Below are 26,179 nucleotides of genomic sequence, written 5' to 3' on the forward strand. Positions count from 1 at the left end.
CCAGTCCTAGCGTTTCGAGGCACGAAACGCTTAGGGACCAGGGTGACGCGAGAGGGTGTTACTTTTTGCCCAGCGTGATTTGCTTGGACGGGCCGAATGTCTGGCCGCTGACGCCTTTGGCAATTTGCTGGATCTCGCCGCCGGACTTGAGGAAAGCAGCAATCTGGTCGTTGATCGATTCGCTGGTTTCAACGGCTGGAGCTGGCTTTGCTTTGCTGTTGGATGCTTTTACACGCATGGCGGCCATTAACCTGTAGAAAATTAACTTGGCCAGGCATCGTACAGGAAATACTTGACAATTGCTTGGTAAATATCCCCCTGAAATTATCGGTGCGGGGGCTGGTTAATTCTGGATTATTGTTTGAAATAACCGTGTAACCCGCTGTTTTAAATAAGAACCTGAGCATCAATAGTTTCCCGGATGGGCGAATGATCTCAGGGCAAATGCCCGGATTGGTCTGACGAGCGGGGCGCTGCGGGGTCAAAATCCACGAAAAATGTGCTTCGCAGCGGATTTTCCCGCACCACCTGGCTGGCGAGCCAACGGCGTCAGCAAAAACGGGTAGAATGCCGCCCACGCAATGAGGGTATTGGAAATGGCTTTAGTCGGGCGTTACAACAGTTTGCAAGTGGTTAAACACACTAACTTTGGTTTGTATCTGGACGGAGGCGCAGACGGCGAAATTCTGCTGCCTAACCGATATATTCCAAAAGATATTCCCAGTGAAGATGAAGACTGGCTGAACGTTTTTGTTTATTTGGACAGCGATGACAAACTCATCGCAACTACCGAAAAACCAAAAGTTCAGGTCGGTGAATTCGCCAGCCTTAAAGTGGTTGAAGTCAACAGCATCGGTGTGTTCCTCGATTGGGGTCTGCCAAAGGACCTGTTGTTGCCGTATTCCGAAGAAAAACGCCAGATGACCGCCGGTGAATATTGCGTGGTGCACGTCTACCTCGACAAGCACACCCGCCGTATTACCGCGACCGCACGTCTGGACCGCTACCTGGACAAGACCCCGGCCAACTACAAGCCTGGCCAGGAAGTGGATTTGCTGGTGGCCGAAGCGACCGACATGGGCTTCAAGGCGATCATCAACAACAAGCACTGGGGCCTGATCCACAAGAACGAAATCTTCAAGTTCATGCGCGCCGGCAAGGAAGAGAAAGGCTTCATCAAGGAAGTGCGTGCCGATGGCAAGATCAGCCTGAGCCTGCAACCCGTGGGTGAAGAGGCGTCCTCCAGCCTGAACTCGAAGATCCTCGCCAAGTTGCGCGATAACAACGGCACCCTGCCGATCAGCGACAAGAGCGATCCGGCGCTGATCAGCAGTATGTTCGGCGTCAGCAAGGGCAACTTCAAGAAGGCCATCGGGGCGCTCTACAAGAACGGTCAGATCGTCATTCACGCCGACCGCATTGAACTGAGCTGACTTCACTTCCCCCAAGGACCGGCCGGCATGAAAAAACGCGTGCTGCCTGACATGGCTCGCGCTTTACTGCCAGACGGTCTTTGGCTGGCGCTGACGCAGTCGGCCGTTTGATGAATAATCGCCAACACTTTTGCGCCTCGTCCGGGGCTTTTTCAGGTTGTCGAGAAACTGCCATGTGTTTACCGATAAATGAGGTGTCGCCGTGAGTGCCACGCGGCGCAGTGCCGATGGTTTTGCCCTGCAGGTGATGCTCGGCCTGTGTCTGGTCTGGGGCGTGCAGCAGGTGATGATCAAGTGGGCGGCGGCGGACATCGCGCCGGTCATGCAAGCGGCGGGGCGCTCGGGTATTTCGGCGTTGTTGGTTGGCTTGCTGATCTGCTGGAAGGGCGGCTGGAGCCAGGTCGGCCACACGTGGCGTGGCGGTTTGCTGGCCGGCGGCCTGTTCGCCATCGAGTTCCTGTTTATCGCCGAGGGGCTGCAACTGACCACGGCGGCGCATATGTCGGTGTTTCTCTACACCGCGCCGATCTTCACCGCGCTGGGGGTGCACTGGCTGTTGCCGAGCGAGCGTTTGCGACCGCTGCAATGGTTGGGGATTGTCCTGGCGTTTATCGGGATCGCGACGGCATTCGCCGGAGGCGTGTCGTGGGACAACCTGGACCGCCGCATGTTGCTGGGCGATGCTTTCGGGGTGCTGGCCGGCGCGGCGTGGGGGGCGACCACGGTGGTGGTGCGTGCCTCGCGCCTGTCTGAAGCGCCGGTGACCCTGACTCTATTTTACCAACTGATCGTCGGCTTCGTCGGGCTGCTACTGATCGCCGCGCTGAGTGGGCAAGTCACCCATGTCAGCCTGACGCCGGTCGCGGTGGCCAGCGTGCTGTTTCAGGGCCTGGTGGTGTCGTTCTGCAGTTACCTGATCTGGTTCTGGCTGTTGCGTCGTTACCTGGCGGCAAACCTGGCCGTATTTTCCTTCATGACGCCGCTGTTCGGCGTCACGTTTGGGGTGTTGCTGCTCAATGAAACGCTGACGATCAACTTCATCGTCGGCGCAGTGCTGGTGTTGCTGGGGATCACGTTTGTCAGCGCGCAGCAGTGGCTGCGCCGTCGTCTGCGTAACATCCTGGAGCGTTGATCGAGCTGCAACAGGCGGTGCACCCGGTGGTGGCGCGGCAGAGCCAGGAGTCGATGTGAATGGCCGGGTGGATTTGGTTTGATTCGGTAACAGATCATTGCTAACTCAAGCGAGCATTGAGTAGGACTTCGGACTACTATCTGTATGAAGCGTCTACAGAACCCGGTCGCTCAGCATTACCCTGAAGGGGGCACCATGAAAGAGAAACTCCAAAACTGGCTTCATGACCTCGGTGTCGCGCTTGGTTTGATCGAACCGCCTCTGCAACCTGTGCCGATTCGCACTGACGACGAGCAGCGCCGCCGGCAGCAACGCCGCCGCTAAGCGATGACCCTGGCCGTTCACATGTACGGCCAGGTACAACGCCGCTGGTCCATTCCCGCAGCCCTGCTGTGAACCTGTCTTTTGCCGACGTATTCGCTCCGCCAGCGCGTGCGTCATGGATGCCGAGCCATCCACGCCTCAATCATCGTCCTCAGGTACACCCCCGAAAAACTTCCGAAATGCCCGCCATGCACCGTGCGGATCGGTAGCGTGCGCAAGCGTTGCAGGCTGCTGGCGTAATCCTCGAGGTTGGAGTGGTAGGCGTCTTCGACCAACGGCCCGTCGTAGATGATGTCGCCGCTGAACAATGTCCCGGTGGCTGCTTCAAACAGACTGATGCCGCCCGGTGAATGGCCGGGAGTGTGCAGCACCTGCAAGACGCGGTTACCGAGGTCCAGCACGTCGCCGTCCTCGATCAGGCCGGTGGCCGGTGCGGCCCTGACCCGATATTCGGCGTAGCACAGCAGGCAGTCCGGGTGGGCCTCGAACATCTCGTCGCCGACAAAGGCTGCGGACAAGGTGTTGTCGCCATCAGGTTCGGCGAGGATCTGCGCTTCGGCCGGATGCACCAGCCGCTCGGGGAACTCGTGATGCCCGGCAATGTGATCAAAATGGCAATGACTGGCCACCGCCAGCAACGGGCGTTCGGTGAGCCACGGCAACTGCTCGCGCAGGCTGACCAGCCCGGAACCGCTGTCCAGCAGCAAATCCTTGTCGCGGCCCTGAATGTGCCACAGGTTGCAGCGGTAGAAGGGGCGGATGTACGGCTCATGAATCAATCGGATGCCGTCACTCAGCTGTTTGACCTCGAACCACTGATCGCGGCTGACGATCTTCATGCAGGTTTTCTCCAGACGAAAAAAAACGGGTACGGCAACCGACGCCGTACCCGTCGAAGAAAAAATCAAGCCGTTGCGTTGAGCTTAGATCGCGCTCGCCACCGTTGCCGGGCGACGTGACAGCAGGCTGACCAGCACAAAGCTCACCAGGCCGACACCGAGGCTGTAGTAGATCGGCGTGTTGGCGTCCAGGCCGTCCTTGAACATGAACACCAGCGCCGTGATAAAGCCCAGCGCCATGCTGATGATCGCCCCGGAGGTGGTCGCCCGCTTCCAGTAAATCGCGCCAATCAACGGAATCAGCATGCCGCCTACCAACAGGTTGTAGGCCAGCGTCAGGGCGCTGATCACGTCGTTGACCACTGCCACGCCACCCCCCCCAGCAGCACCGAGATCCAGAATGGCAGGCCGAACAGCACTTGCAGCACGGTGCCGATGGCCAGGGTCGAAGTCACGCCGATCATCAGCGCATAGGCCAGCATGATCACTGCGCTGGCCTGGCGGGCCATGGGGTTGTAGCGCTTTTCCAGAACCTGGGTGACGGTGAAGATTTTCAGTTTCAGCAGCGGTTTGGCGAGGAACAGGTTCAGCGCAATGATGCCAAACCCCAGCGCCGCGCAGAGCCAGAACCCGGAAATCCCGTGGACGTAACCCAAGCGTACGGTACCGACAGTGGAGGCACCGCCCAGCACGGTGGCGGCCATGTACAGGGTCAATGCCGTCGATGTCAAAGCTCAGGTACACCGGGCCGCCGCCGACTTTCTCGCGCACTTGCGCCATCAGCGACGCCTGCGATTTGTGCCAGCACTCTTCTGCCTGAGCCACACGGAACCCCTGTTTGCGGCTCCAGTTGAAGTCTTCCGCCGTGTAACATGGTGGCGATGCCGCCCAGTGGTTGGTGCAGAATCTTGTCCACGGGTAAGGCCTCATCATTGTTTTAGTTATGTCGGTTGCGCAGGCATCGGGAATGCACGGGCACCGTTGGGGCCGATTCTGCGAAATGTCGTCGGCGGGAAGAATCGCTATGGCCAAATCCATTAGTTCAGATTTTTCTGAACTAATGGATTTGGCGAGGATAGACTTGCCGGCATGCACAGACCCCCTGTGGCGATGGAGCTTGCTCCCGCTCGGCTGCGCAGCAGTCGTAAAACCTGCTGATGCGGTCTGTCTGATACAGCAAGGTAAATGGTTTTTGGGCCGCTTTGCAGCCCAGCGGGAGCAAGCTCCCTCGCCACAAAAGCTACACACGGAGGGGCCCCATGGCCAACGCTTTACCTGACCTGAAACTGTTGCGCATCTTCGTCAGCGTGGTGCGCCATCGGGGGGGCGCCAACGCGCAGCACGAACTCAACTTTCGACGTCGGCCATCAGCACCTACATGAGCCCGTACGAGCTGCAACTGGGCGTGCAGGACAACCGCCTCGACCTGGCCATCGGGGCGTTTTCCACGCGCATGAGCGGCCTGGTGTACATGCCGCTGTACCGCGAGCAGCACTGGTTGTATTGCAGCAACCGTCATCCGTTGTTCAGTGAGCGGCGGATCCCCGAGCAAGTCATCACCCAGCAGCGCATGGTCGGTCGCGGTTACTGGAGCCAGGCCGAACTCGCCCGCCATGGTTTCAAGCACAGCGCGGCGACGGCGGAGAGTATGGAGGCCCAGCTGATTCTGGTGCTGTCCGGTGCTTACATCGGTTACCTGCCCGAGCATTACGCCCAGGCCTGGGCCGACAAGGGCGATCTGCGCGTATTGCTGCCGGCGACGTTCGGCTATCAGGCGCCGTTCTCGATGATCGTGCGCCGTGGCCGCAGCCGTGAACCGCTGATCCAGACCTTCCGTGATTTGCTCAAAGCACAGCTCAATCAGGCTTAAGACCATGTCCAGAATCCAATGCCCGCGCTGCCTGCGCCCACAAACCCATTGCCTGTGTGCGCTGATCCCGAGCCTCGACAGCCGCACCCGCGTGTTGCTGTTGCAGCACCCGAGCGAAGTGAACCATGCGCTGAACACCGCGCGGCTGGCGGCGCTGGGGTTGAACAATGCCCGGTTGATCGTGGGGGAAGTGTTCGAGGATTTGCCGACGTTGCTGAACTCGCCGGGGTATCAGGCGCGCCTGTTATTCCCGGCGGACGATGCGCAGCTGTTGCAAGCGTACACCGCGTCGGACGAGCCGCTGTTGCTGGTGGTGCCGGACGGTACCTGGCGCAAGGCGAAAAAAATGCTGCACCTCAACCCGTTGCTGGCGGCGTTGCCCCGCGTGACGCTGGCCGAAGGCGCGGTGTCGCGTTATCGCTTGCGCAAGGCGCCGGGGCCAGGAGCGTTGTCGACGGTGGAGGCGATTGTGCAGGCGTTGCAAACCCTTGAAGCGCCGACCTCGTTCGAGCCGTTATTGCGGCCGTTCGAGGCGCTGATCGAGGGGCAGATTGCGGCGATGGGGGAGGAGACGTACCAGAAGAATCACGGTGCGTAACTTTGCAGGGGAATCGGGTCGCTGCCTTCGCGAGCAAGCCTGCTCCCACATGTGATCGGCGATGTTCACAAATTTTATGTTCACGGAAAGTCCAGTGTGGGAGCGGGCTTGCTCGCGAAAGCGGTAGACCATTCACTGAGAACCTCAAACAGAGACTACCGCTCGCGCATCGCCTCGGTCCGGGCCTTGAGCACGGGTTTTAGCAGGTAATCCAGCACGCTTTTCTCGCCGGTGATGATGTCCACCGTGGCGACCATTCCCGGGATGATCAGCAGCGGTTTCACGTCGCCGCCCAAATGGTTTTTGTCGGTACGCACCTGGATCAGGTAGAAGCTGTTGCCCTTGTCATCAGTGATGGTGTCGGCGCCGATCAGCTCAAGTTTGGCGCTCAGGCCGCCGTAGATCGTGTAGTCGTAGGCGCTGAACTTGACCATGGCTTTCTGGCCCGGATGCAGGAACGCCACGTCTTGCGGTCGAACCTTGGCTTCGATCAGCAGGTTGTCTTCCAGCGGTACGATTTCCACCATGTCGCTGCCCGGCTGGACCACGCCGCCGATGGTGTTGACCTTCAGCACTTTGATAATGCCGTGTACCGGCGACACCACCGTGGTGCGGGTGACCCGATCGTCGATGGCAATGCTGGACGCGGTGATCTTCGACAGGTCGGTGCGCTTCTCGTTGAGCTCCTTGGCGGCGTCCGAGCGAAAGCCTTGCACCGATTCATCAATCTTGCTTTTGATCTCGTTGATCGCCGATTCCGCCCGTGGAATGGCCAGGGTGGTGGCGTCCAGCGAGCCGCGAATTTCCACCGCGCTGCGTTTGAGTCGCAGGATTTCCACCGGCGACACGGCCCCGGTGCCCACCAGCGGCGCCGACATGTTCATTTCCTGATTCAGCAACGCCAGGCTTGAACTGTATTGGCCCTGTTTGGAGCGAAACTCCGCCAGTTCCTGGGTTTTCTGCCGAAGTTGCTCGGTGAGCGTGCGTTGCTCGCTGGCCAGTCGACGCTGGCGTTGTTCGTACAGTGAGCGCTCGTCTTCGGCCACTTGCGGTGCTTTGGCGATCACTTCGTCGGAGAGCTTGAACGGTCGCCCTTCCGCCTCGGCGGACAGGCGTTCGACCTGGGCGGTCAAGGCGTATCGGTCCGCCTCGCTTTCCCCCTTGTTCGACAGAAAACGCGTGTCATCCAGGCGCAGCAGGGTGTCGCCCTTGTTCACCATTTGCCCTTCACGCACGAAAATCTCGGTGACGATCCCGCCCTCAAGGTTCTGGATCACCTGTACCTTGCTGGACGGAATGGCCTTGCCTTCGCCCATGGTGACTTCCTGCAACACCGCGAACCTGGCCCAGAGCAGGGCGCTGATAATCAGCCCGGCCGCGAGCCACACGGTGATCCGCGACCCGCGCGGCGAATCCTGCAAGGACGCGCCGGCCGTTTCGGGCATGAATTCGCTTTCGGCACTTTTGCGAAAACTGCCGAAGTAGCCGCGCTCTTTCGTGGATGAAGCTGACATGCGGCGATACCTCTCAATCAAGAGAAACCAAGCCAACACAACCTTGTGGCGAGGGAGCTTGCTCCCGCTGGACTGCGAAGCAGTCCCAAAGATTTTGTGGGCGCTACGCCCCAAGCGGGAGCAAGCTCCCTCGCCACAGGGTATGTGTATGCATCTAAACGGCCGCAGAGCCGACACGGCCCTTGCGCAGTGCATCGATGACCGCTTCTTTCGGCCCGTCGGCGACGATCCGCCCGTTGTCCAGCACCACCAACCGGTCCACCAGGCTGAGCATCGAGGTGCGATGGGTCACCAGCAGCAAGGTCTTGCCCTGAACCCAGTCGTGCAGTTTCTGGCGCAGGACGTCTTCGCTGCTGTTGTCCATGGCACTGGTGGGTTCGTCCAGCAGCATGATCGGCGGGTCGAGCAACAGGGCGCGGGCCAGCAGCACCGCCTGACGCTGGCCGCCGGACAGTAACTGACCGCGTTCGCCCACTGGCCGGTCGAAGCCGTGGGGGTGCTGGCGGGCCAGTTCAGTAACGCCCGTCAGTTCGGCGACTTCAAGCATGCGCGAGTCGCTGATGTAGCGGGCACCGAGGGTCAGGTTGTCGCGCAGGCTGCCGGCCAGCAGCGGCAGGTCATGGGCCACGTAGCCGATCTGTTGGCGCAGGTCGGCGACGTCCAGTTGCCGCAGGTCCAGGCCATCGAGCAGCAACTGGCCTTCTTCTGGAGCATAAAACCCCATGAGCAGCCGGGCCAGGGTGCTTTTGCCCGAACCGCTGCGACCGATGATGCCGACCCGCTCGCCGGGTTTCATGCTGAAACTGACGTTGGCCAGGGCCGGGGCGTTTTGCCCGGCGTAGTGGAAGGTCACGCCGCTGACGTCCAGTGCGCCCTGCAATTGGGTGTGCTCCAGCGGTCGCTGCCTGGCATCGCGCTCCTGCGGCAGGGACATCAGGGCATCGGTGCTGCGCATGGTCAGTTGGGCTTGCTGGTAGCGCGTGATCAGCCCGGCGATTTGCCCCAAGGGTGCGAGCACACGGCTGCCGAGCATGTAGGTTGCCACCAGCGCGCCGACGCTGAGGTTACCGGCGATGATGCTGTAGACCCCGGCGACGATGGTCGCCATGCCGCAGAGCTGCTGGATGAACAAGGTGCCGTTGGTGGCCAGCGCCGAGAGGTTACGCGCATGGCTGTCGAGGCGGGTGAGGGCGCCGTGGGTGCTTTCCCATTTGTGCTGGCGCTCGCTTTCGGCGCTACAGGCCTTGAGGGTTTCCAGGCCGCCGAGGGTTTCGATCAGCAGGGCCTGGCGTTCGGCGCCCAGGCTCAGGCTTTTTTGCACGGTGTCGCGCAGGCGGATCTGGATCATCATCGCGAAGACAATGGTGATCGGGAACGCCAGCAGCGGGATCACCACCAGCCAGCCCCCCAGCAAACCGATCACCACCAGCATCAGCGCGGCGAACGGCAGGTCGATCAGGCTGGTCAGGGTCACGGCGGTGAGAAACTCGCGCAGCCCCTGGAAGTCGTGAATGCTCTGGGCGAAACCACCGATGGTGGTGGGGCGGGCTTTCATTGCCATGCCGGTGATGCGCTCGAACAGTGTGGCAGAGAGGATCACATCGGTTTTCTTCCCGGCAGTGTCCAGCAAGTGTGCGCGGACCACCCGCAGCACCAGCTCGAAACCGGTGCCGATCAGCAGCCCGATGGACAGCACCCACAAGGTCGAAGTGGCCTGGTTCGGCACCACCCGGTCGTAGGTCTGCATCACGAACAGCGGGACCATCAGCCCCAGCAGGTTGATCAGGAAACTCGCCAGGATCGCGTCGCTGTAGAGCCAGCGCGAGAGTTTCAGGGTGTCGCGAAACCACGCCTCGACACGCGGCACCAGCGGTGAACGCAAGTCTTCAAGTTCATGCCGTGGCCGGGCGAACAAGGCCTGGCCGCTGTATTCCTCGGCCAGTTCTTCGCGACTCACCCATTGCTCGCCGCCCTCGGCTTCGCTCGGCAGGATCAGCGCCTTGCCGTCGTCGCCCCAACGGCGCAAGACCGCGCAGCGGCCATGCTTGAGGATCAGCATCACGGGCAGGTTGAGCGCCGAGATCGACGTCAGCTCCCGGCGCAGCACGCGCGCCTGCAGGCTGGCCCGGGCTGCTGCACGAGGCAGCAGGTCCAGGCTCAGGCGTTGTTGTGCCAGCGGTAACCCGGCGCTCAGGCTGGCGCGGCTGACGGTACAGCCGTGTAGCTTGCAGAGGATCAACAAACCATCCAACAGCGGATCATCGAAGCTCAGGCGCGGGTCGGCGCCTGTATTGCCGGGTTCCATGCTGGTCAAATTGATCGCTCCAGTGGCCTATCTCATATCTGGCAAGCGGGCTTCGCTTTTCACCTCGGTCTGGGCGATGGCTTCGGCCGGCACGACGACTTTTTCCTTGTTCAGCAATTCACCCATGTTGGCCAGTACGCGGTACATGGAAAATTCTTCGGTATAGCGCACTTCGGTGTAGCGGCGGTTGGCGTTGTACAGCTCGTTTTCGCTGTCCAGCAGGTCGAGCAGGGTCCGTTGGCCCAGGCCGAACTGGTCCTGGTAAGCGGCGCGTACCCGGGTGGTGGTTTCGGCGTACTCGCGGGCGGTCGGGGTTTGTTTCTTGGCGTTGACCATCGCGTTCCAGGCCAGGGTGATGTTCTCGTTGAGCATGCGCAGGGCGTTGTTGCGGATGTCCATCGCCTGGTTGATTTTGTGCGCGTCCGATTGCAGGCGCGCCTTGTCGCTGCCGCCCTTGAACAGGTTGTAGTTCATGATCACGCCCACGCGCCATTCGTTGTCGTGGCCCAGGTCGCCCTGCACGTTGTCGTTGGCGCCCACCGCGGCTTCGGCGTCGAAGCGTGGGTAGAACGGCGACTTGGCGACTTCGTACTGGCTCTCGGCCGCGTTCACGTCCGCCTGGGCGGATTTCAGATACGGGTTGTTTTCCAGCATGCTCTGGCGGGCGTCTGGCAGGCTGGGCGGCACTTCACCCTTGATCGACGGCAGGGTTTCCAGTTCGTCGGGCATGCGGCCTACGGCGCTGAAGAAATTCGCCTCGGCATCGGCCAGATCGACCTGAGCGGTGTCGAGGTTGTTTTCGGCCAGTGCCCGGCGAGCCTTGGATTGATCGAGATCGGCATTGCTGCCCACGCCACGCTGGGTGCGCAGGCCGATCTGATCGTTGACCCGCAAGTGCGCTTGCAGGTTGTTGGTGGCCAGGGTCACCAGTTCACGGCGCTTGAGCACTTCAAGGTAGACCTCGATGGTGCGCAGGGCCAGGCTTTCAGCGGTACCGCGGGTGTAATAGGCCCGCGAGTTGGAAACCGATTTGGTACGCCCGACCTCGTTGGCCGTGTTGAAACCATCGAAGAGCATTTGCCGCAAGCGCAGCTCCGACTGGGTGTACCACTGGGTTTCCGTGTGGTGATTGCCCCGCGCGCGGGTGGTGGTGTTGTCGCTGTAGCCACGGCCGTAGCCAGCATTCAAATCAAGGGTCGGATAGAAACCACCCTTGGCCACTTTCACGTCCTCATCGGCGGACAGGCGATTGTTCTGGCTTGCGCGCAACTCCGGGTGGTTATCCAGGGTGCTTTGGATCGCCTCCGTCAGCGACATGGCTTGGGCCTGTTGAGTGCAGGCCATGGCGAGCAAAATCGCGCTGCAAAGAGGGGTAAAAACGCGCATGGGTGCATCTCCCTGATTCCATAATGGTGCTTCAGTGTCGCCAATAAATTGACGCTATTTATAGGTCAAACCGTTTCAGGTTTGTAACAACTAGAGCTAAGAACATCCTAGGGAGAAGCTAAGAAGGATTTCTCATAAGGCTTATGCCGAAAAAAACTTATGCGCCCTGAAAAAACCAGCACATTGTTCAAACCGCAAGTCTCGATTTTATAAGCACTAGGGCGCTTTTCAGGGGCTTGGGCACAGTCCATCAATTTTGCAACTCGGGGCGTTGAAGTGCTGGTGGGGATGGAGGCGACACGGTTTTCAGTGCGACATTTTTTTGTCACTTGGCCTGAAGTCAACACCGTGACGCTGCTTTCGCAGGCGGGCTGTCCGGGCCCGAATGAATTGATTTCATTCGGTTTGCCACGGCATACACAGTCAGCCTGGGAGGAACAGGCAAGGTGGGAAACTTGTCAGGGAGCTGTTTATCTTGAGTAAACGAGCTGTCAGGCACAGGGTCAGCCCTGCAACCCGGTCACGCCAGAAGCACTTCTTTCGCATAACCACATGCCGACAGTTGTCGGCGGCGGAGGAATGCACATGGCTACGCTCATCGGTATCGTCAGTAAGGTCGTGGGTCAGGTTTTCGCGGTGGCGGGTGACGGCACCCGACGCGTCCTGGTCGAGGGGGACCGGTTGTTTGCCGGCGATCAACTGGTCACCGGGACCGAAGGCGCGGTGGCGGTTCACCTGCAAAACGGCCAGGAACTGACCCTCGGGCGTGACAGCAGCCTGCAAATGACCCAGCAACTGCTGGCGCACCAGGCACCGCATGCCGATACCCAAGACGCGGTGACGCCTAGCGAAGCCCAACTGAGCGATGTCGAGCAACTGCAAAAAGCGATTGCCGCGGGCGCCGACCCGACCCAGACCGGTGAGGCTACCGCCGCCGGCCCCACCGGCACCGGTGCGCCTGGCGCCGAAGGGGGCGGGCATTCGTTTGTGTTGCTTGAGGAAGTGGCGGGGCGTGTCGACCCGATCATCGGGTTCCCCACGGCCGGTTTCAACGGCATCCCCGAGTTTGTCCCGGAGCGCATTGCGGCCGTTCCGGATGACAACGGTAACAACACTCCCGCGCCGCCACCGATCAACAATGTCGTGACTCTGACCGGGCTGTCGGTGGAGGGCGGTGAGCTGACCGTCAACGAGGCCAACCTGGCCCAGGGCTCGGCCAGCAACCCGGGCGCCCAGACCCAAAGCGGCACCTTCAGTGTTTCAGCACCCGATGGCTTGCTGAGCCTGAGCGTCGGCGGCATCAACGTGGTCAGCGGCGGTGTAGCCGCAGGTTTCCCGCAGTCCATTACCTCTGCCCTCGGCAACACCCTGACCATCACCGGGTTCAACCCGGCCACGGGCGTGGTCAGCTACAGCTACACCCTGGTGAGTAACGAAACCCATTCCGCAGGCGATGGCACCAATAACCTGAGTGAACACTTCACCGTCGTGGCCAACGACGTGAACGGTGATTCGGCGACTAACTCGCTGGACATCAACATCACCGACGATGTGCCCAAAGCCCTTGATGACAGCAACACCGGCACCGCATCCGAAAGCCAACTGACCCTGACCGGTAACGTGTTGACCAACGACACACAGGGTGCCGACCGCGTACCGACCGGCCCAGTCACTGCCGGGACCTTTACCGGGACTTACGGCACGTTGGTGCTGGCCGCCAACGGTACTTACACCTACACGGTTCATCCGACCGATCCGGCGTTCCTCGCGTTGCACGGCGGCGGTAACGGCACGGAAACCTTTGCCTACACCATTACCGATTCGGACGGCGACACCAGCACCGCGAACCTGGTGCTGAACGTTCACAACAACGACGACCCGGAGACCCTTAACGGCTTGAGCGTCGAAGGCGGTGAACTCACCGTTTTCGAGAAAAGCCTCGGCACTGGCAGCACGCCGGACGCCACCGCATTGACCCAAAGCGGCACGTTCACCGTGACCGCCCTCGATGGTCTGCAAACCCTGAGCGTGGGCGGCATCAACGTAGTAACCGCTGGCACCGCCGCTGGTTTCCCGCAATCGGTGACCACCGGTCTGGGCAATACCCTGACGATTACCGGTTACAACGCAACGACTGGCGTGGTCAGTTACAGCTACACGTTGAACGGCAACGACGCGCACCCAACCGCCAACGGCGCCAACAGCTTGAGCGAACACTTCACCGTCACGGCCACCGACGTCGATGGCAGCACCGCCAGCGGTTCGCTGGACGTGAACGTGGTCGATGACCTGCCGACAGCGGTCAACGACACCAACGCGAGTACCGCCTCGGAAAGCCAACTGACCCTGGTCGGCAACGTGCTGACCAACGATGTGCAAGGTGCTGACCGTGTGCCGGCTGGCCCTGTAACGGCGGGAACCTTTACCGGCACTTATGGCACGTTGGTGCTGGCGGCCGACGGCACTTACACCTACACGGTTCATCCGACCGATCCGGCGTTCCTGGCGCTCAAGGGCGGGGGTAACGGCACGGAAACCTTCGCCTACACCATCACTGACTCGGACGGTGATACCAGCACGGCGAACCTGGTGCTGAACGTCCATAACAATAACGACCCGGTGACCCTTAACGGCTTGAACGTCGAAGGCGGCGAACTCACCGTTTTCGAGAAAAACCTCGGCACCGGCAGCACACCGGACTCCACCGCATTGACCCAAAACGGCACCTTTACCGTGACCGCCCTCGATGGTCTGCAAACCCTGAGCGTGGGCGGCATCAACGTAGTAACCGCTGGCACCGCCGCAGGATTTCCACAATCGGTGACCACCGGTCTGGGCAATACCCTGACGATTACCGGTTACAACGCAACAACTGGCGTGGTCAGTTACAGCTACACGTTGAACGGCAACGACGCGCACCCAACCGCCAACGGCGCCAACAGCCTGAGCGAACACTTCACCGTCACGGCAACCGACGTGGATGGCAGTACCGCCAGCGGTTCGCTGGACGTGAACGTGGTCGATGACCTGTCGACAGCGGTCAACGACAGCAATGCCGGGACCGCGTCCGAAAGCCAACTGACCCTGGTCGGCAACGTGCTGACCAATGACACCCAGGGCGCCGACCGCGTACCGACCGGCCCAGTCACTGCCGGGACCTTTACCGGGACTTACGGCACGTTGGTGCTGGCGGCCGACGGCACTTACACCTACACGGTTCATCCGACCGATCCGGCGTTCCTGGCGCTCAAGGGCGGGGGTAACGGCACGGAAACCTTCGCCTACACCATCACTGACTCGGACGGTGATACCAGCACGGCGAACCTGGTGCTGAACGTCCATAACAATAACGACCCGGTGACCCTTAACGGCTTGAACGTCGAAGGCGGCGAACTCACCGTCTTCGAGAAAAACCTCGGCGATGGCAGCACGCCGGACGCCACGGCGCTGACCCAGAGCGGCACCTTCACCGTGACCGCGCTCGATGGTCTGCAAACCCTGAGCGTGGGAGGCATCAACGTAGTAACCGCTGGCACCGCCGCAGGCTTCCCGCAAACCGCCACCACGGCGCTGGGCAACACCCTGACGATTACCGGTTACAACGCAACAACCGGCGTGGTCAGTTACAGCTACACGTTGAACGGCAACGACGCGCACCCGACCGCCAATGGCGCCAATGCCCTGAGCGAGCATTTCACCGTCACGGCCACCGACGTCGACGGCAGCACCGCCAGCGGCTCGCTGGACGTTAACGTGGTCGATGACCTGCCGACAGCGGTCAACGACAGCAACGCGAGCACCGCGTCCGAAAGCCAACTGACCCTCAGCGGTAATGTGTTGACCAACGATGTGCAAGGTGCTGACCGTGTGCCGGCTGGCCCTGTAACGGCGGGAACCTTTACCGGCACTTATGGCACGTTGGTGCTGGCGGCCGACGGCACTTACACCTACACGGTTCATCCGACCGATCCGGCGTTCCTGGCGCTCAAGGGCGGGGGCAACGGCACGGAAACCTTCGCCTACACCATTACCGATTCGGACGGTGATACCAGCACCGCGAACCTGGTGCTGAACGTTCACAACAACGACGATCCGGTCATCCTCAACGGGCTCGACGTCAACGGCGGAGAACTCACCGTCTTCGAGAAAAACCTCAGCGATGGCAGTAGCCCGAATGCATCGGCCCTGACCCAGAGCGGCACCTTTACCGTGACCGCCCTCGATGGTCTGCAAACCCTGAGCGTGGGTGGCATCAACGTAGTAACCGCTGGCACCGCCGCAGGATTTCCGCAATCGGTGACCACCGGTTTGGGCAACACCCTGACAATTACCGGTTACAACGCAACGACTGGCGTCGTTAGCTACAGCTACACACTCAATGGCAATGACGCGCACCCAACGGCTAACGGCGCCAACACCCTCAGCGAACACTTCACCGTGACCGCCACGGATGTTGATGGCAGCACCGCCAGCGGCTCGCTGGACGTGAATGTGGTCGATGACCTGCCGGCAGCGGTCAACGACAGCAATGCCGGGACCGCGTCCGAAAGCCAACTGACCCTCAGCGGTAATGTGTTGACCAACGACGTTCAGGGCGCTGACCGCGTACCGACCGGCCCAGTCACTGCCGGGACCTTTACCGGGACTTACGGCACGCTGGTGCTGGCGGCTGACGGCACTTACACCTACACGGTTCATCCGACCGATCCGGCGTTCCTGGCGCTCAAGGGCGGGGGCAACGGCACGGAAACCTTCGCCTACACCATTACCGATTCGGACGGTGATACCAGCACCGCGAATCTGGTGCTGAACGTCCATAACAATAACGACCCGGTCATCCTCAATGGGCTGGACGTCAACGGCGGCGAGCTCACCGTTTTCGAGAAAAACCTCGGCGATGGCAGCACACCGGACGCCACGGCGCTGACCCAAAGCGGCACGTTCACCGTAACCGCGCTCGACGGTCTGCAAACCCTGAGTGTGGGCGGCATCAACGTAGTAACCGCTGGCACCGCCGCAGGATTTCCACAATCGGTGACCTCCGGTCTGGGCAACACCCTGACGATTACCGGTTACAACGCCAGCACCGGGGTGGTCAGTTACAGCTACACGTTGAACGGCAACGACGCGCACCCAACCGCCAACGGCGCCAACAGCCTGAGTGAACATTTCACTGTCACGGCCACCGACGTCGATGGCAGCACCGCCAGCGGTTCGCTGGACGTGAATGTGGTTGATGACCTGCCCGCGGCCGTCAACGACAGCATCGCCGGCACCGCCTCCGAAAGCCAACTGACCCTGGTCGGCAACGTGTTGACCAACGACACACAGGGCGCCGACCGCGTACCGACCGGCCCAGTCACTGCCGGGACCTTTACCGGGACTTACGGCACGTTGGTGCTGGCGGCCGATGGCACCTACACCTACACGGTTCATCCGACCGATCCGGCGTTCCTCGCGTTGCACGGCGGTGGTAACGGCACGGAAACCTTCGCCTACACCATCACTGACTCGGACGGTGATACCAGCACGGCGAACCTGGTGCTGAACATCCATAACAATAACGACCCGGTGACCCTTAACGGCTTGAACGTCAACGGCGGCGAACTCACCGTTTTCGAGAAAAACCTTGGCACCGGCAGCACGCCGGACGCCACCGCATTGACCCAAAGCGGCACCTTTACCGTGACCGCCCTCGATGGTCTGCAAACCCTGAGCGTGGGCGGCATCAACGTAGTGACTGCCGGCACCGCCGCAGGATTTCCACAATCGGTGACCACCGGTCTGGGCAACACCCTGACGATTACCGGTTACAACGCAACAACCGGCGTGGTCAGTTACAGCTACACACTCAATGGCAACGACGCGCACCCGACCGCTAATGGCGCCAATGCCCTGAGCGAGCATTTCACCGTCACGGCAACCGACGTCGACGGCAGCACCGCCAGCGGCTCGTTGGACGTGAACGTCGTCGATGACCTGCCGACAGCGGTCAACGACACCAACGCGAGCACCGCGTCCGAAAGCCAACTGACCCTCAGCGGTAATGTGTTGACCAACGACGTGCAAGGTGCCGATCGCGTACCGACCGGACCGATCACTGCCGGAACCTTTACCGGCACTTACGGCACGTTGGTGCTGGCGGCCGATGGCACCTACACCTACACGGTTCATCCGACCGATCCGGCGTTTCTGGCGCTCAAGGGCGGCGGTAACGGCACGGAAACCTTCGCCTACACCATTACCGATTCGGACGGTGATACCAGCACCGCGAACCTGGTGCTGAACGTCCATAACAATAACGACCCGGTGACCCTCAACGGGCTCGACGTCAACGGCGGAGAACTCACCGTCTTCGAGAAAAACCTCAGCGATGGCAGTAGCCCGAATGCATCGGCCCTGACCCAGAGCGGCACCTTTACCGTGACCGCCCTCGACGGTCTGCAAACCCTGACCGTGGGCGGCATCAACGTAGTAACCGCTGGCACCGCCGCAGGATTTCCACAATCGGTGACCTCCGGTCTGGGCAACACCCTGACGATTACCGGTTACAACGCCAGCACCGGGGTGGTCAGTTACAGCTACACGTTGAACGGCAACGACGCGCACCCAACCGCCAACGGCGCCAACAGCCTGAGTGAACATTTCACTGTCACGGCCACCGACGTCGATGGCAGCACCGCCAGCGGTTCGCTGGACGTGAACGTCGTCGATGACCTGCCGACAGCGGTCAACGACACCAACGCGAGTACCGCCTCGGAAAGCCAACTGACCCTGGTCGGTAACGTGTTGACCAACGATGTGCAAGGCGCTGACCGCGTACCGACCGGACCGATCACTGCCGGAACCTTTACCGGGACTTACGGCACGTTGGTGCTGGCGGCCGATGGCACCTACACCTACACGGTTCATCCGACTGATCCGGCGTTCCTGGCGCTCAAGGGCGGGGGCAACGGCACGGAAACTTTTGCCTACACCATCACTGACTCGGACGGTGATACCAGCACCGCAAATTTGGTGCTGAACGTTCACAACAACGACGACCCGGTCATCCTCAATGGGCTGGACGTCAACGGCGGCGAACTCACCGTCTTCGAGAAAAACCTCAGCGATGGCAGTAGCCCGAATGCATCGGCCCTGACCCAGAGCGGCACCTTTACCGTGACCGCCCTCGACGGTCTGCAAACCCTGACCGTGGGCGGCATCAACGTGGTCACTGGCGGGGTGGCCGCAGGCTTCCCGCAATCGGTCACCACCGCATTGGGCAGTACGCTGACAATCACCAGTTACAACGCCAGCACGGGGGTCGTCAGCTACAGCTACACCCTGGTCGATAACGAAACCCACCCCACCGGGTTGGGCGCCAACAGCATCGCCGAGCACTTCAACGTGGTTGCCACCGACACCGATGGCAGCACCGCATCAGGCGTGATCGACGTGAACATCGTCGATGATGTCCCGACCGCCACTGCAGATGTGGCGACCGCCATTGAAGGTGCGACGATCAACATCAGCGTGCTGGGCAATGACGTCATCGGTGCCGATGGTGCAGCTGCAGGCGGGGCGGTGGTTGGCGTGCGCGCCGGCAGCAACACCGCGACCTCGGCAATTGGCGGCCTGGGCTCCAACATCGCCGGCACTTACGGCACCCTGACCCTGGATGCGGCGGGCAACGCCGTGTACCACAGCAACCCGAACTCGGTGAGCCCACCGGGGGCCTCGGACGTGTTCACCTACACCATCCGTGACGGCGATGGCGATGAAAGCACCACGACCATCACCATCAATGTCACCGACAGCGGCCTCAAAGCCGTGGTCGATCAGGATGTGACGGTCTACGAAAAAGCCCTCGACCTGACCAAGGATGGCCAGGACCTGGCCGCCGGTACGGTCATCGGCAGCGACCCGACGTCTACCGGCGAAACCGCCACCGGCACCCTGGTCGGTTCGGTCACCGGTGGCAGCGGCGCGATCACCTACACCCTTGTCGGCAGCGCCACCGGCACGTACGGGCAAATCCTGCTCAACCCCGACGGCACGTACACCTACACCCTGACCTCGGCACCGAAAACTTCGCCGAATGCCAACGATGGGCCTAACACCCTGAGCGAAAGTTTCACCTACAAAGCCACCGACGCCCTGGGCAACACCACCACCAGCACTATCCAGGTCAACATCATCGATGACGTACCCAAAGCGGTCGCGGCCGAGCGCTCGGTAACCGCAGTGGAGATCGACTCCAACCTGCTGTTGGTGATTGACGTGTCCGGCAGCATGAATGACGCCTCCGGTGTCCCCGGCCTGTCGCGGCTGCAACTGGCCAAGCAGGCTATCAACAGCTTGCTCGACAAATACGATGACCTCGGGGACGTGAAGGTCCAGATCGTCTCTTTCAGCAGCACCGCCACCGACAGAACGCCGATCTGGGTCGACGTCGCCACTGCCAAGACCATCGTGGCCGGGCTGACGGCGGGGGGCGGCACCAACTACGATGCGGCAGTGGCGACCATGCAGGCTGCCTTCAATACCAGCGGCAAGCTGACGGGGGCGCAGAACGTCGGCTACTTCTTCTCCGACGGTGCGCCAACTGCCGGACAGGAGATCGGCCCGGCAGATGAAGTGGCCCTCAAGGCATTCCTCGATGCCAATGGCATCAACAACTACGCCATCGGCCTAGGCTCCGGCGTGAGCAATGCCAACCTCAACCCGGTGGCCTACAACGGCAGCACCCACACCGACACCAACGCCGTGGTGGTGACCGACCTCAACCAGCTCAACCTGGTGCTGTCCGGCACCGTGCAAGGCGCACCGGTCACCGGCACGCTGCTGGGGGATGGCGGTACATTTGGCGCCGATGGCGGTTTCATCAAATCCATCGTGGTCGACGGCACCACGTACACCTACGACCCTAAAGGCAATGCCAACGCAGGGGCGCTGACCTTCAGTGGCGGCGTCAACCACGGCACGTTCAACACAGTCGATAACAGCATCAGCATTGCCACCAGCAATGGCGGCACCCTGGTGGTGAACCTCGACACCGGCGACTTCACCTACACCTCGCAGAAAGCCACGGCGGTGCTCATCACCGAAAACTTCGGCTACACCGTCAGCGACAATGACGGCGACCTCGCCAGCTCCACGCTGGTGGTCAAAGTCGTGCCGAACGCGCCACCGGTCGCGCTCGACGACCACATCATCACTAACGTGCTGTCGAGCACGGTCGTGGTGCCGGGCGAACTGCTGCTGGCCAACGACACCGACGCCAACGGCGATCCGCTCACGGCCTCGCCCACCACCTTCAACACCGGGTGGGCGGCCAGGGGCGCGGAGTTCACGGCTGCCAGCCAACAGACGATCAGCTTTGCGGGCACCGGCAATACGGCCGCCAACCAGGCCATCACCGTGGGCCGTGCTTCGTTTACCGCCAACGCTGCGGCGATGACCGCCGTGGTGGTGGTCGCCGGGTATCTGGGGGCCGTCACGAATGCCAATGCCAACGATGAGGACCGCATCACCGTCAACCTCAAGCAGGGGGAAACCCTCAACCTGGACCACAACCTGGCGGCGGGTCACATCACCATGGAGTACTCGTTCAACGGTGGTGCCTTCACGCCGATTGTCGATGGCGGGACGTTCACGGCCGCAGCCGATGGCAACTACCAGATCCACCTGACCAATGTGGCCGACACCCCCGGAGGCAGCACGGCGGCGGAAAACTACCAATTGACCATGACGGTCAACTACGCCGGGGCCAGCAATATCACCCCGGACTACCACGGCACTTACACCGCCAACGACACCCATGGCGGCAGCGCCACCGCAGCCGTGACCATCAGCTATCAGGACGGTCACACCCTCACCGGTACCTCCGGCGACGATGTGTTGGTGGCAGGTTCTGGCGACAACATCCTCAATGGCGGCGACGGCAACGATGTGCTGGCTGCCGGCAGTGGCAACAACACGCTGCATGGTGGCAGTGGCAACGACCTGCTGTTCAGCGGGCCGGGCAATGACCTGCTCGACGGCGGGCCAGGCAACGACACCGCCAGCTATGCCCATGCGACGGCAGGGGTGACGGTCGACCTGAGCCTGCTCGCTGCGCAAAACACCGTCGGTGCCGGGACTGACACCCTGATGGGCATCGAGAACCTGGCCGGCTCCAACTTCAACGACATACTCACGGGTGACAACAACGCCAACGTCATCAACGGCGGGCTCGGGAACGACGTGCTCAACGGCGGTGGTGGTGACGACTTCCTGATCGGCGGGTTGGGCAACAACACCCTGACCGGTGGGCCGGGGGCCGATACCTTCCAGTGGCTGGCGGGCAACAGTGGGCACGACGTGGTCACGGACTTCACACCGGGCACCGACAAACTCGACCTCTCGCAATTGTTGCAAGGCGAAAACGCGACTTCTGCCTCGCTGGATGACTACCTGCACTTCAAGGTCACCGGCAGCGGTGCGTCACTGGTCACCAGCATCGACGTCAGTGCCTCGGCCGGTGCCACACCGACCCAGACCATCGACCTCGCAGGCGTTAACCTCGCCACCCACTACGGTGTGACACCGGGTGCGGGCGGCGTTATCGCTGGAGGTGCCGACACGGCGACCATCATCAACGGCATGCTCAACGACCACTCGTTGAAGGTAGACACCGTCTGACCTGAAACGACAAAACCCGCCATCCTTGCCAGAGGATGGCGGGTTTTTGGGTGCCTGTGATTCAGGTTTTTTGCAGGGTTTTCTGCCGCAGGATGTACACCGTCACCAGCACCGCGCTGGTCAGCATGAATCCGCGAGCCCAGGGCAGGGGCACCAGGTAGCAGGAAAAACCGATACTCAGCCACATCAGGCCAATGGCGTAGACCTTGCCCTTGAGCGGGATGCCATGGCCGTCCAGGTAGTCGCGAATCCACGGGCCGAGTCGGGGGTGATCGACCAGCCATTGATAGAAGCGCGGGGAGCTTCGGGCGAAACAGGCCGCCGCCAACAGCAGGAAGGGAGTGGTGGGTAACACCGGCAGGAAGATACCGATCACCCCCAGCGCCACGCTCAGCCAGCCGATGGCCAGCAGAACGTAACGCAGCATCAGGGAGCGATTGCCTATGGGATCAGCCACAGGCAAGGACTCAGTGGTGACGAGGCTTGAGGATCGCCGGTTTTTCGTCAGGTGCGTTGCACAGCAGGTACAGCGCAGTCAGGGCTTCCGGGATCTGGACGATCATGTCGTCCATCAGGTTGGCGTCGGCTGCGATGTCGGAGAACTCTGGCTGTTCATCGAACAGGCCGGAACCGACCATGATTGGCAGCAGCATTTCGCTGACTTCGTCTTCGGCGGTTTCGAACCAGGCTTCTTCGCGCAGGAACACGCCTTCCATGAAGCCGATGCACCAGCCGCGCAGGTCGGAGTCATCCGGCTCTTCGCCCAGGTCCAGGTCGCATGGCAGCTCGAACTCTTCATCGGACGCCAGTTGGCGAGCGATGTGAGCCTTGAGGGCCAGCAGGGTCGATTCGATTTCTTCACGCTCGGCGGCGTCGCGGTAGTGCGGCTCCTCGGCGAAAAGGGCATCGATCCACTCACGGTCGGGAACGCTCTCGGAACAGATCGACAGCGCGGTCAGGTAACCGTGGGCGGCCACGTAGTCCAGCGCCTCGTCATGCAGCTCGTCGGCGTCGAGGAAGGCTTGCAGGCGGGTTAGTTGCTCAGCGAAGGACATTAAGGGCTACCTTGGGAATAAACGATGCCCAATTCTAGGCGTTCTTGAGCGCCCAGGCCAGCCGCGTGGCAGATTTGCCAGCATCGGATGGGCATTCGTCGCGCCACGGGCAAACCTCAACAGACCCCGGGACGGCTCGGGTATACTCGCGCGTTTTGCAAAGCCCTGCAGGTGCCGCGAGCGCTCGGGACAAATCCGCTTACGGATCTGTTCGTGAACAACGCGGTTTTTTGATCCAGCCTGCACACAGGGATATTCAGCACCATTTGGAGTTTTTCATGCTCGAACAGGCTCAGCGCGTCCTCAAGGACATCTTCGGCTACGACAGTTTCCGTGGCCGTCAGGGTGCCATCATTGAGCGCGTGGCCAGTGGCGGCGATGCCCTGGTGCTGATGCCGACCGGTGGTGGCAAATCGTTGTGCTTCCAGGTGCCGGCGCTGCTACGCGAAGGCCTGGCGGTGGTGGTATCACCGTTGATCGCCTTGATGGACGACCAGGTCGCGACCCTCGAAGAACTTGGCGTGGCGGCGGCCGCGCTCAACTCGACACTGAGCCCCGAACAACAGCGCGACCTGGCGGCACGGATCAAGCGTGGCGAAGTAAAAATGCTCTACCTGGCGCCTGAACGCCTGGTTCAGCCGCGCATGCTGGCCTTCCTGCAAAGCCTCGACATCGCGCTGTTCGCCATCGACGAAGCCCACTGTGTTTCGCAATGGGGTCACGATTTCCGGCCGGAGTACCTGCAACTGGGGCAACTGGCGGAAATGTTCCCCCACGTGCCGCGCATCGCCCTGACCGCCACGGCCGACAAGCGTACCCGCGAAGAAATCGTCACGCGCCTGCATTTGCAGGACGCCGAGCGTTTCCTGTCGAGTTTCGACCGGCCGAACATTTTCTACCGCATCGTGCCCAAGGAGCAGCCGCGCAAGCAGTTGCTGGCGTTCCTCGCGGAGCGGCGCAGCGATGCCGGCATTGTCTACTGCCTGTCGCGCAAGAAAGTCGACGAAGTGGCGGTGTTCCTCAGCGAGCAAGGTTTCCCGGCGCTGCCGTACCACGCCGGGCTGCCCAACGAAACACGAGCCCATAACCAGAAGCGCTTCCTCAACGAGGAGGGCTTGATCATGGTTGCCACCGTGGCGTTTGGCATGGGCATCGACAAACCCAACGTGCGCTTCGTCGCGCACCTCGATTTGCCGAAATCCCTTGAGGCCTACTACCAGGAAACCGGTCGCGGCGGCCGTGACGGCCTGCCCGCCGATGCCTGGATGGCTTACGGCCTGCAAGACGTGGTGATGCTCAAGCAGATGCTGCAAAACTCCGAAGGCGACGAGCGGCACAAGCGTCTGGAGCAGCACAAGCTCGACGCCATGCTCTCGCTGTGCGAAGAAACCCGCTGCCGCCGCCAAACCCTGCTGGCCTACTTCGATGAAGACATGCCCGAGCCGTGCGGCCACTGCGACAACTGCGTCGACGGCGTGCAGACCTGGGACGCCACCGAGCCGGCCCGCCAGGCGCTCTCGGCGATCTACCGCACCGGCCAGCGCTACGGCGTCGGCCATCTGGTGGACGTGCTGCTGGGCAAGGACAACGAAAAGGTCCGCAGCTTCGGTCATCAGCATCTGTCGGTATTCGGTGTCGGCAAGGCGATGGCGGAGGGCGAATGGCGCTCCTTGTTCCGACAACTGGTTGCCCGCGGTCTGGCAGACATCGATCTGGAAGGCTACGGCGGCTTGCGCTTGAGTGACACATGCCGGCCGTTGCTCAAGGGCGAAGTGACCCTGGAGCTGCGTCGCGACCTCAAGCCGCAAACCACTGCCAAAAGCAGCAAGAGCCAGGCAAGCCAACTGGTGCGTGGCGAAGAACGAGAGCAGTGGGAGGCCTTGCGCGCCCTGCGTCGCAAACTTGCCGAAGAACATGGCGTGCCGCCGTACGTCATCTTTCCCGACTCGACGTTGCTCGAAATGCTCCGCAGCCAGCCGACCTCGCTGTCGCAAATGGCCACGGTCAGCGGCGTTGGCGCACGCAAGCTGGAGCGCTACGGCGAGGCGTTCCTCGAAGTACTCGGCGGCCAGGCCGAGGCGCCAAAAGTGGTGGCCGACCTGCGCCACGAACTGATCACCCTGGCCCGCGCCGGGATGACGCCGATGCAGATCGCCGGTCAGCTGCAATGTTCGGAAAAGAACGTGTACACGCTGCTGGCCGAAGCCATTGGCAAACAGCAGTTGTCGCTGGAGCAGGCACTGGACTTGCCTGAAGACCTGATGGGCGAAGTTCAGGATGCGTTCCTCGACGGGGAAGGCGAGTTGCCGGCGGTTGCCGAAATCGCCGCGCTGTTTGCCGGTCGTGTGCCGGAGGGCGTTCTTTACTGCGTGCGCGCAGCGTTGCAGTCGGAATTCGAGATGTAGATCAAGAGTTTGGCCGATGTAACGATTCAGTACAGGTCAAAACTTGCTTGATACCAAGTGTCATGCTTAGCTGACTAATAATTAGTTTCACTCTATTTCAGTCTAATCCATGAGTTCTTTATGCCGTTAACCGATCAACACCGTTTTGGCATGCAGTTGGCGCAAATGTCTCGCGGCTGGCGCGCCGAACTGGACCGCCGTCTCGCCGGGCTGGGCCTGTCCCAGGCGCGCTGGCTGGTGCTGTTGCACCTGGCGCGTTTTGCGGACGCGCCCACCCAGCGTGAGCTGGCGCAAAGTGTCGGTGTCGAAGGTCCGACGCTGGCACGGCTGCTCGACAGCCTGGAAAGCCAGGGTTTGGTGCAGCGTCAGGCGGTGCTTGAAGATCGCCGGGCGAAAAAAATCGTGCTGTGTGCTTCGGCGCGTCCCTTGATCGAACAAATTGAAACCATTGCCACGCAATTGCGCCACGAGCTGTTCGTCGGGGTCGACGAAGAGGATTTGCGGGTGTGCATGCGGGTTCACGGGCATATTTTGGCCAATCTGGAAAAATCTTGAGGCATTACCTGCTGTCAGACTTTTGAGATTCAGCGTTGGGCAGACTATAAGAACTACCAGGCAATAACGTGTTCGTAAGGGAAGCGTTAACACGTCAG

The 26,179-nt window shown here is 61.3% G+C and carries 14 protein-coding genes and 3 pseudogenes; 8 read left to right on the top strand and 9 right to left on the bottom strand.

All coding sequences use genetic code 11. The features are described from left to right. Positions 1 to 58 precede the first annotated feature (58 nt). Positions 59 to 247 carry a hypothetical protein gene (locus AC1Z1G_RS07350; protein WP_030131898.1) on the bottom strand — a complete coding sequence of 63 codons (189 nt, stop codon included), beginning with the start codon at positions 245 to 247 and terminating at the stop codon, positions 59 to 61. Between the two features lie 349 nt (positions 248 to 596). Here AC1Z1G_RS07350 and AC1Z1G_RS07355 point away from each other — a divergent pair, with 349 nt between their 5' ends. From AC1Z1G_RS07355 to AC1Z1G_RS07365, 3 genes are all read left to right on the top strand, one after another. After that, positions 597 to 1,433, top strand: a complete 837-nt coding sequence (locus tag AC1Z1G_RS07355) for a CvfB family protein (protein WP_347904667.1) — start codon at positions 597 to 599, stop codon at positions 1,431 to 1,433. 202 nt (positions 1,434 to 1,635) lie between these two features. After that, on the top strand, positions 1,636 to 2,565 hold the full coding sequence (locus AC1Z1G_RS07360; RefSeq protein ID WP_483626078.1) for a DMT family transporter: 930 nt from the start codon (positions 1,636 to 1,638) through the stop codon (positions 2,563 to 2,565). A 195-nt stretch (positions 2,566 to 2,760) separates the two neighbouring features. Next, positions 2,761 to 2,889 carry a PA1414 family protein gene (locus AC1Z1G_RS07365; protein ID WP_009042667.1) on the top strand — a complete coding sequence of 43 codons (129 nt, stop codon included), beginning with the start codon at positions 2,761 to 2,763 and terminating at the stop codon, positions 2,887 to 2,889. Positions 2,890 to 3,002: 113 nt separating this feature from the next. On the opposite strand, the gene AC1Z1G_RS07370 is transcribed toward AC1Z1G_RS07365, so the two are convergent. The 3 genes and pseudogenes from AC1Z1G_RS07370 to AC1Z1G_RS07380 form a co-directional block, all read right to left on the bottom strand. Continuing rightward, the gene (locus AC1Z1G_RS07370) at positions 3,003 to 3,728 is read right to left on the bottom strand and encodes an MBL fold metallo-hydrolase (protein WP_483626081.1); all 726 of its coding nucleotides are present in this window, start codon (positions 3,726 to 3,728) and stop codon (positions 3,003 to 3,005) included. 84 nt (positions 3,729 to 3,812) lie between these two features. After that, positions 3,813 to 4,432: pseudogene (locus AC1Z1G_RS07375) on the bottom strand (sodium:solute symporter family transporter); the annotation flags it as partial. 4 nt (positions 4,433 to 4,436) lie between these two features. Further along, positions 4,437 to 4,598, bottom strand: a pseudogene (locus tag AC1Z1G_RS07380) (arginase family protein); the annotation flags it as partial. 389 nt (positions 4,599 to 4,987) lie between these two features. Here AC1Z1G_RS07380 and AC1Z1G_RS07385 point away from each other — a divergent pair. Together AC1Z1G_RS07385 and AC1Z1G_RS07390 are read left to right on the top strand one after the other, a co-directional pair. Beyond that, positions 4,988 to 5,598, top strand: a pseudogene (locus AC1Z1G_RS07385) (LysR family transcriptional regulator). A 4-nt stretch (positions 5,599 to 5,602) separates the two neighbouring features. Beyond that, the gene (locus tag AC1Z1G_RS07390; RefSeq protein WP_483626083.1) at positions 5,603 to 6,196 is read left to right on the top strand and encodes a tRNA-uridine aminocarboxypropyltransferase; all 594 of its coding nucleotides are present in this window, start codon (positions 5,603 to 5,605) and stop codon (positions 6,194 to 6,196) included. 155 nt (positions 6,197 to 6,351) lie between these two features. On the opposite strand, the gene AC1Z1G_RS07395 is transcribed toward AC1Z1G_RS07390, so the two are convergent. The 3 genes from AC1Z1G_RS07395 to AC1Z1G_RS07405 form a co-directional block, all read right to left on the bottom strand. Continuing rightward, positions 6,352 to 7,710 carry an HlyD family type I secretion periplasmic adaptor subunit gene (locus tag AC1Z1G_RS07395; protein ID WP_483626085.1) on the bottom strand — a complete coding sequence of 453 codons (1,359 nt, stop codon included), beginning with the start codon at positions 7,708 to 7,710 and terminating at the stop codon, positions 6,352 to 6,354. A 154-nt stretch (positions 7,711 to 7,864) separates the two neighbouring features. Further along, positions 7,865 to 10,024 carry a type I secretion system permease/ATPase gene (locus AC1Z1G_RS07400; RefSeq protein ID WP_483626087.1) on the bottom strand — a complete coding sequence of 720 codons (2,160 nt, stop codon included), beginning with the start codon at positions 10,022 to 10,024 and terminating at the stop codon, positions 7,865 to 7,867. 18 nt (positions 10,025 to 10,042) lie between these two features. Next, on the bottom strand, positions 10,043 to 11,401 hold the full coding sequence (locus AC1Z1G_RS07405; protein ID WP_483626089.1) for a TolC family outer membrane protein: 1,359 nt from the start codon (positions 11,399 to 11,401) through the stop codon (positions 10,043 to 10,045). 585 nt (positions 11,402 to 11,986) lie between these two features. On the opposite strand from AC1Z1G_RS07405, the gene AC1Z1G_RS07410 reads away from it, so the two are divergent. Beyond that, positions 11,987 to 22,066: a retention module-containing protein gene (locus tag AC1Z1G_RS07410; protein ID WP_483626091.1), complete on the top strand. Its 10,080-nt coding sequence runs from the start codon at positions 11,987 to 11,989 to the stop codon at positions 22,064 to 22,066. A 61-nt stretch (positions 22,067 to 22,127) separates the two neighbouring features. On the opposite strand, the gene AC1Z1G_RS07415 is transcribed toward AC1Z1G_RS07410, so the two are convergent. Beyond that, a complete protein-coding gene (locus AC1Z1G_RS07415; RefSeq protein WP_483627773.1) occupies positions 22,128 to 22,493 on the bottom strand; it encodes a YbaN family protein in 366 nt (121 codons plus the stop codon). 40 nt (positions 22,494 to 22,533) lie between these two features. Next, positions 22,534 to 23,121: a UPF0149 family protein gene (locus AC1Z1G_RS07420; RefSeq protein WP_347904678.1), complete on the bottom strand. Its 588-nt coding sequence runs from the start codon at positions 23,119 to 23,121 to the stop codon at positions 22,534 to 22,536. A 278-nt stretch (positions 23,122 to 23,399) separates the two neighbouring features. On the opposite strand from AC1Z1G_RS07420, the gene recQ reads away from it, so the two are divergent. After that, positions 23,400 to 25,526: a DNA helicase RecQ gene (gene recQ, locus AC1Z1G_RS07425; protein WP_483626093.1), complete on the top strand. Its 2,127-nt coding sequence runs from the start codon at positions 23,400 to 23,402 to the stop codon at positions 25,524 to 25,526. Between the two features lie 120 nt (positions 25,527 to 25,646). Continuing rightward, a complete protein-coding gene (locus AC1Z1G_RS07430; RefSeq protein WP_347904679.1) occupies positions 25,647 to 26,081 on the top strand; it encodes a MarR family transcriptional regulator in 435 nt (144 codons plus the stop codon). Positions 26,082 to 26,179: the final 98 nt, after the last annotated feature.

Source organism: Pseudomonas sp. JL27(2026) (genome assembly GCF_056933555.1).

Coding starts and splice junctions, on each gene's coding strand:
- AC1Z1G_RS07395 (WP_483626085.1), bottom strand. CDS start 7,710: ATGTCAGCTTCATCCACGAAAGAGCGCGGCTACTTCGGCAGTTTTCGC.
- recQ (WP_483626093.1), top strand. CDS start 23,400: ATGCTCGAACAGGCTCAGCGCGTCCTCAAGGACATCTTCGGCTACGAC.
- AC1Z1G_RS07405 (WP_483626089.1), bottom strand. CDS start 11,401: ATGCGCGTTTTTACCCCTCTTTGCAGCGCGATTTTGCTCGCCATGGCC.
- AC1Z1G_RS07420 (WP_347904678.1), bottom strand. CDS start 23,121: ATGTCCTTCGCTGAGCAACTAACCCGCCTGCAAGCCTTCCTCGACGCC.
- AC1Z1G_RS07415 (WP_483627773.1), bottom strand. CDS start 22,493: ATGCTGCGTTACGTTCTGCTGGCCATCGGCTGGCTGAGCGTGGCGCTG.
- AC1Z1G_RS07355 (WP_347904667.1), top strand. CDS start 597: ATGGCTTTAGTCGGGCGTTACAACAGTTTGCAAGTGGTTAAACACACT.
- AC1Z1G_RS07410 (WP_483626091.1), top strand. CDS start 11,987: ATGGCTACGCTCATCGGTATCGTCAGTAAGGTCGTGGGTCAGGTTTTC.
- AC1Z1G_RS07430 (WP_347904679.1), top strand. CDS start 25,647: ATGCCGTTAACCGATCAACACCGTTTTGGCATGCAGTTGGCGCAAATG.
- AC1Z1G_RS07365 (WP_009042667.1), top strand. CDS start 2,761: ATGAAAGAGAAACTCCAAAACTGGCTTCATGACCTCGGTGTCGCGCTT.
- AC1Z1G_RS07370 (WP_483626081.1), bottom strand. CDS start 3,728: ATGAAGATCGTCAGCCGCGATCAGTGGTTCGAGGTCAAACAGCTGAGT.
- AC1Z1G_RS07390 (WP_483626083.1), top strand. CDS start 5,603: ATGTCCAGAATCCAATGCCCGCGCTGCCTGCGCCCACAAACCCATTGC.
- AC1Z1G_RS07350 (WP_030131898.1), bottom strand. CDS start 247: ATGGCCGCCATGCGTGTAAAAGCATCCAACAGCAAAGCAAAGCCAGCT.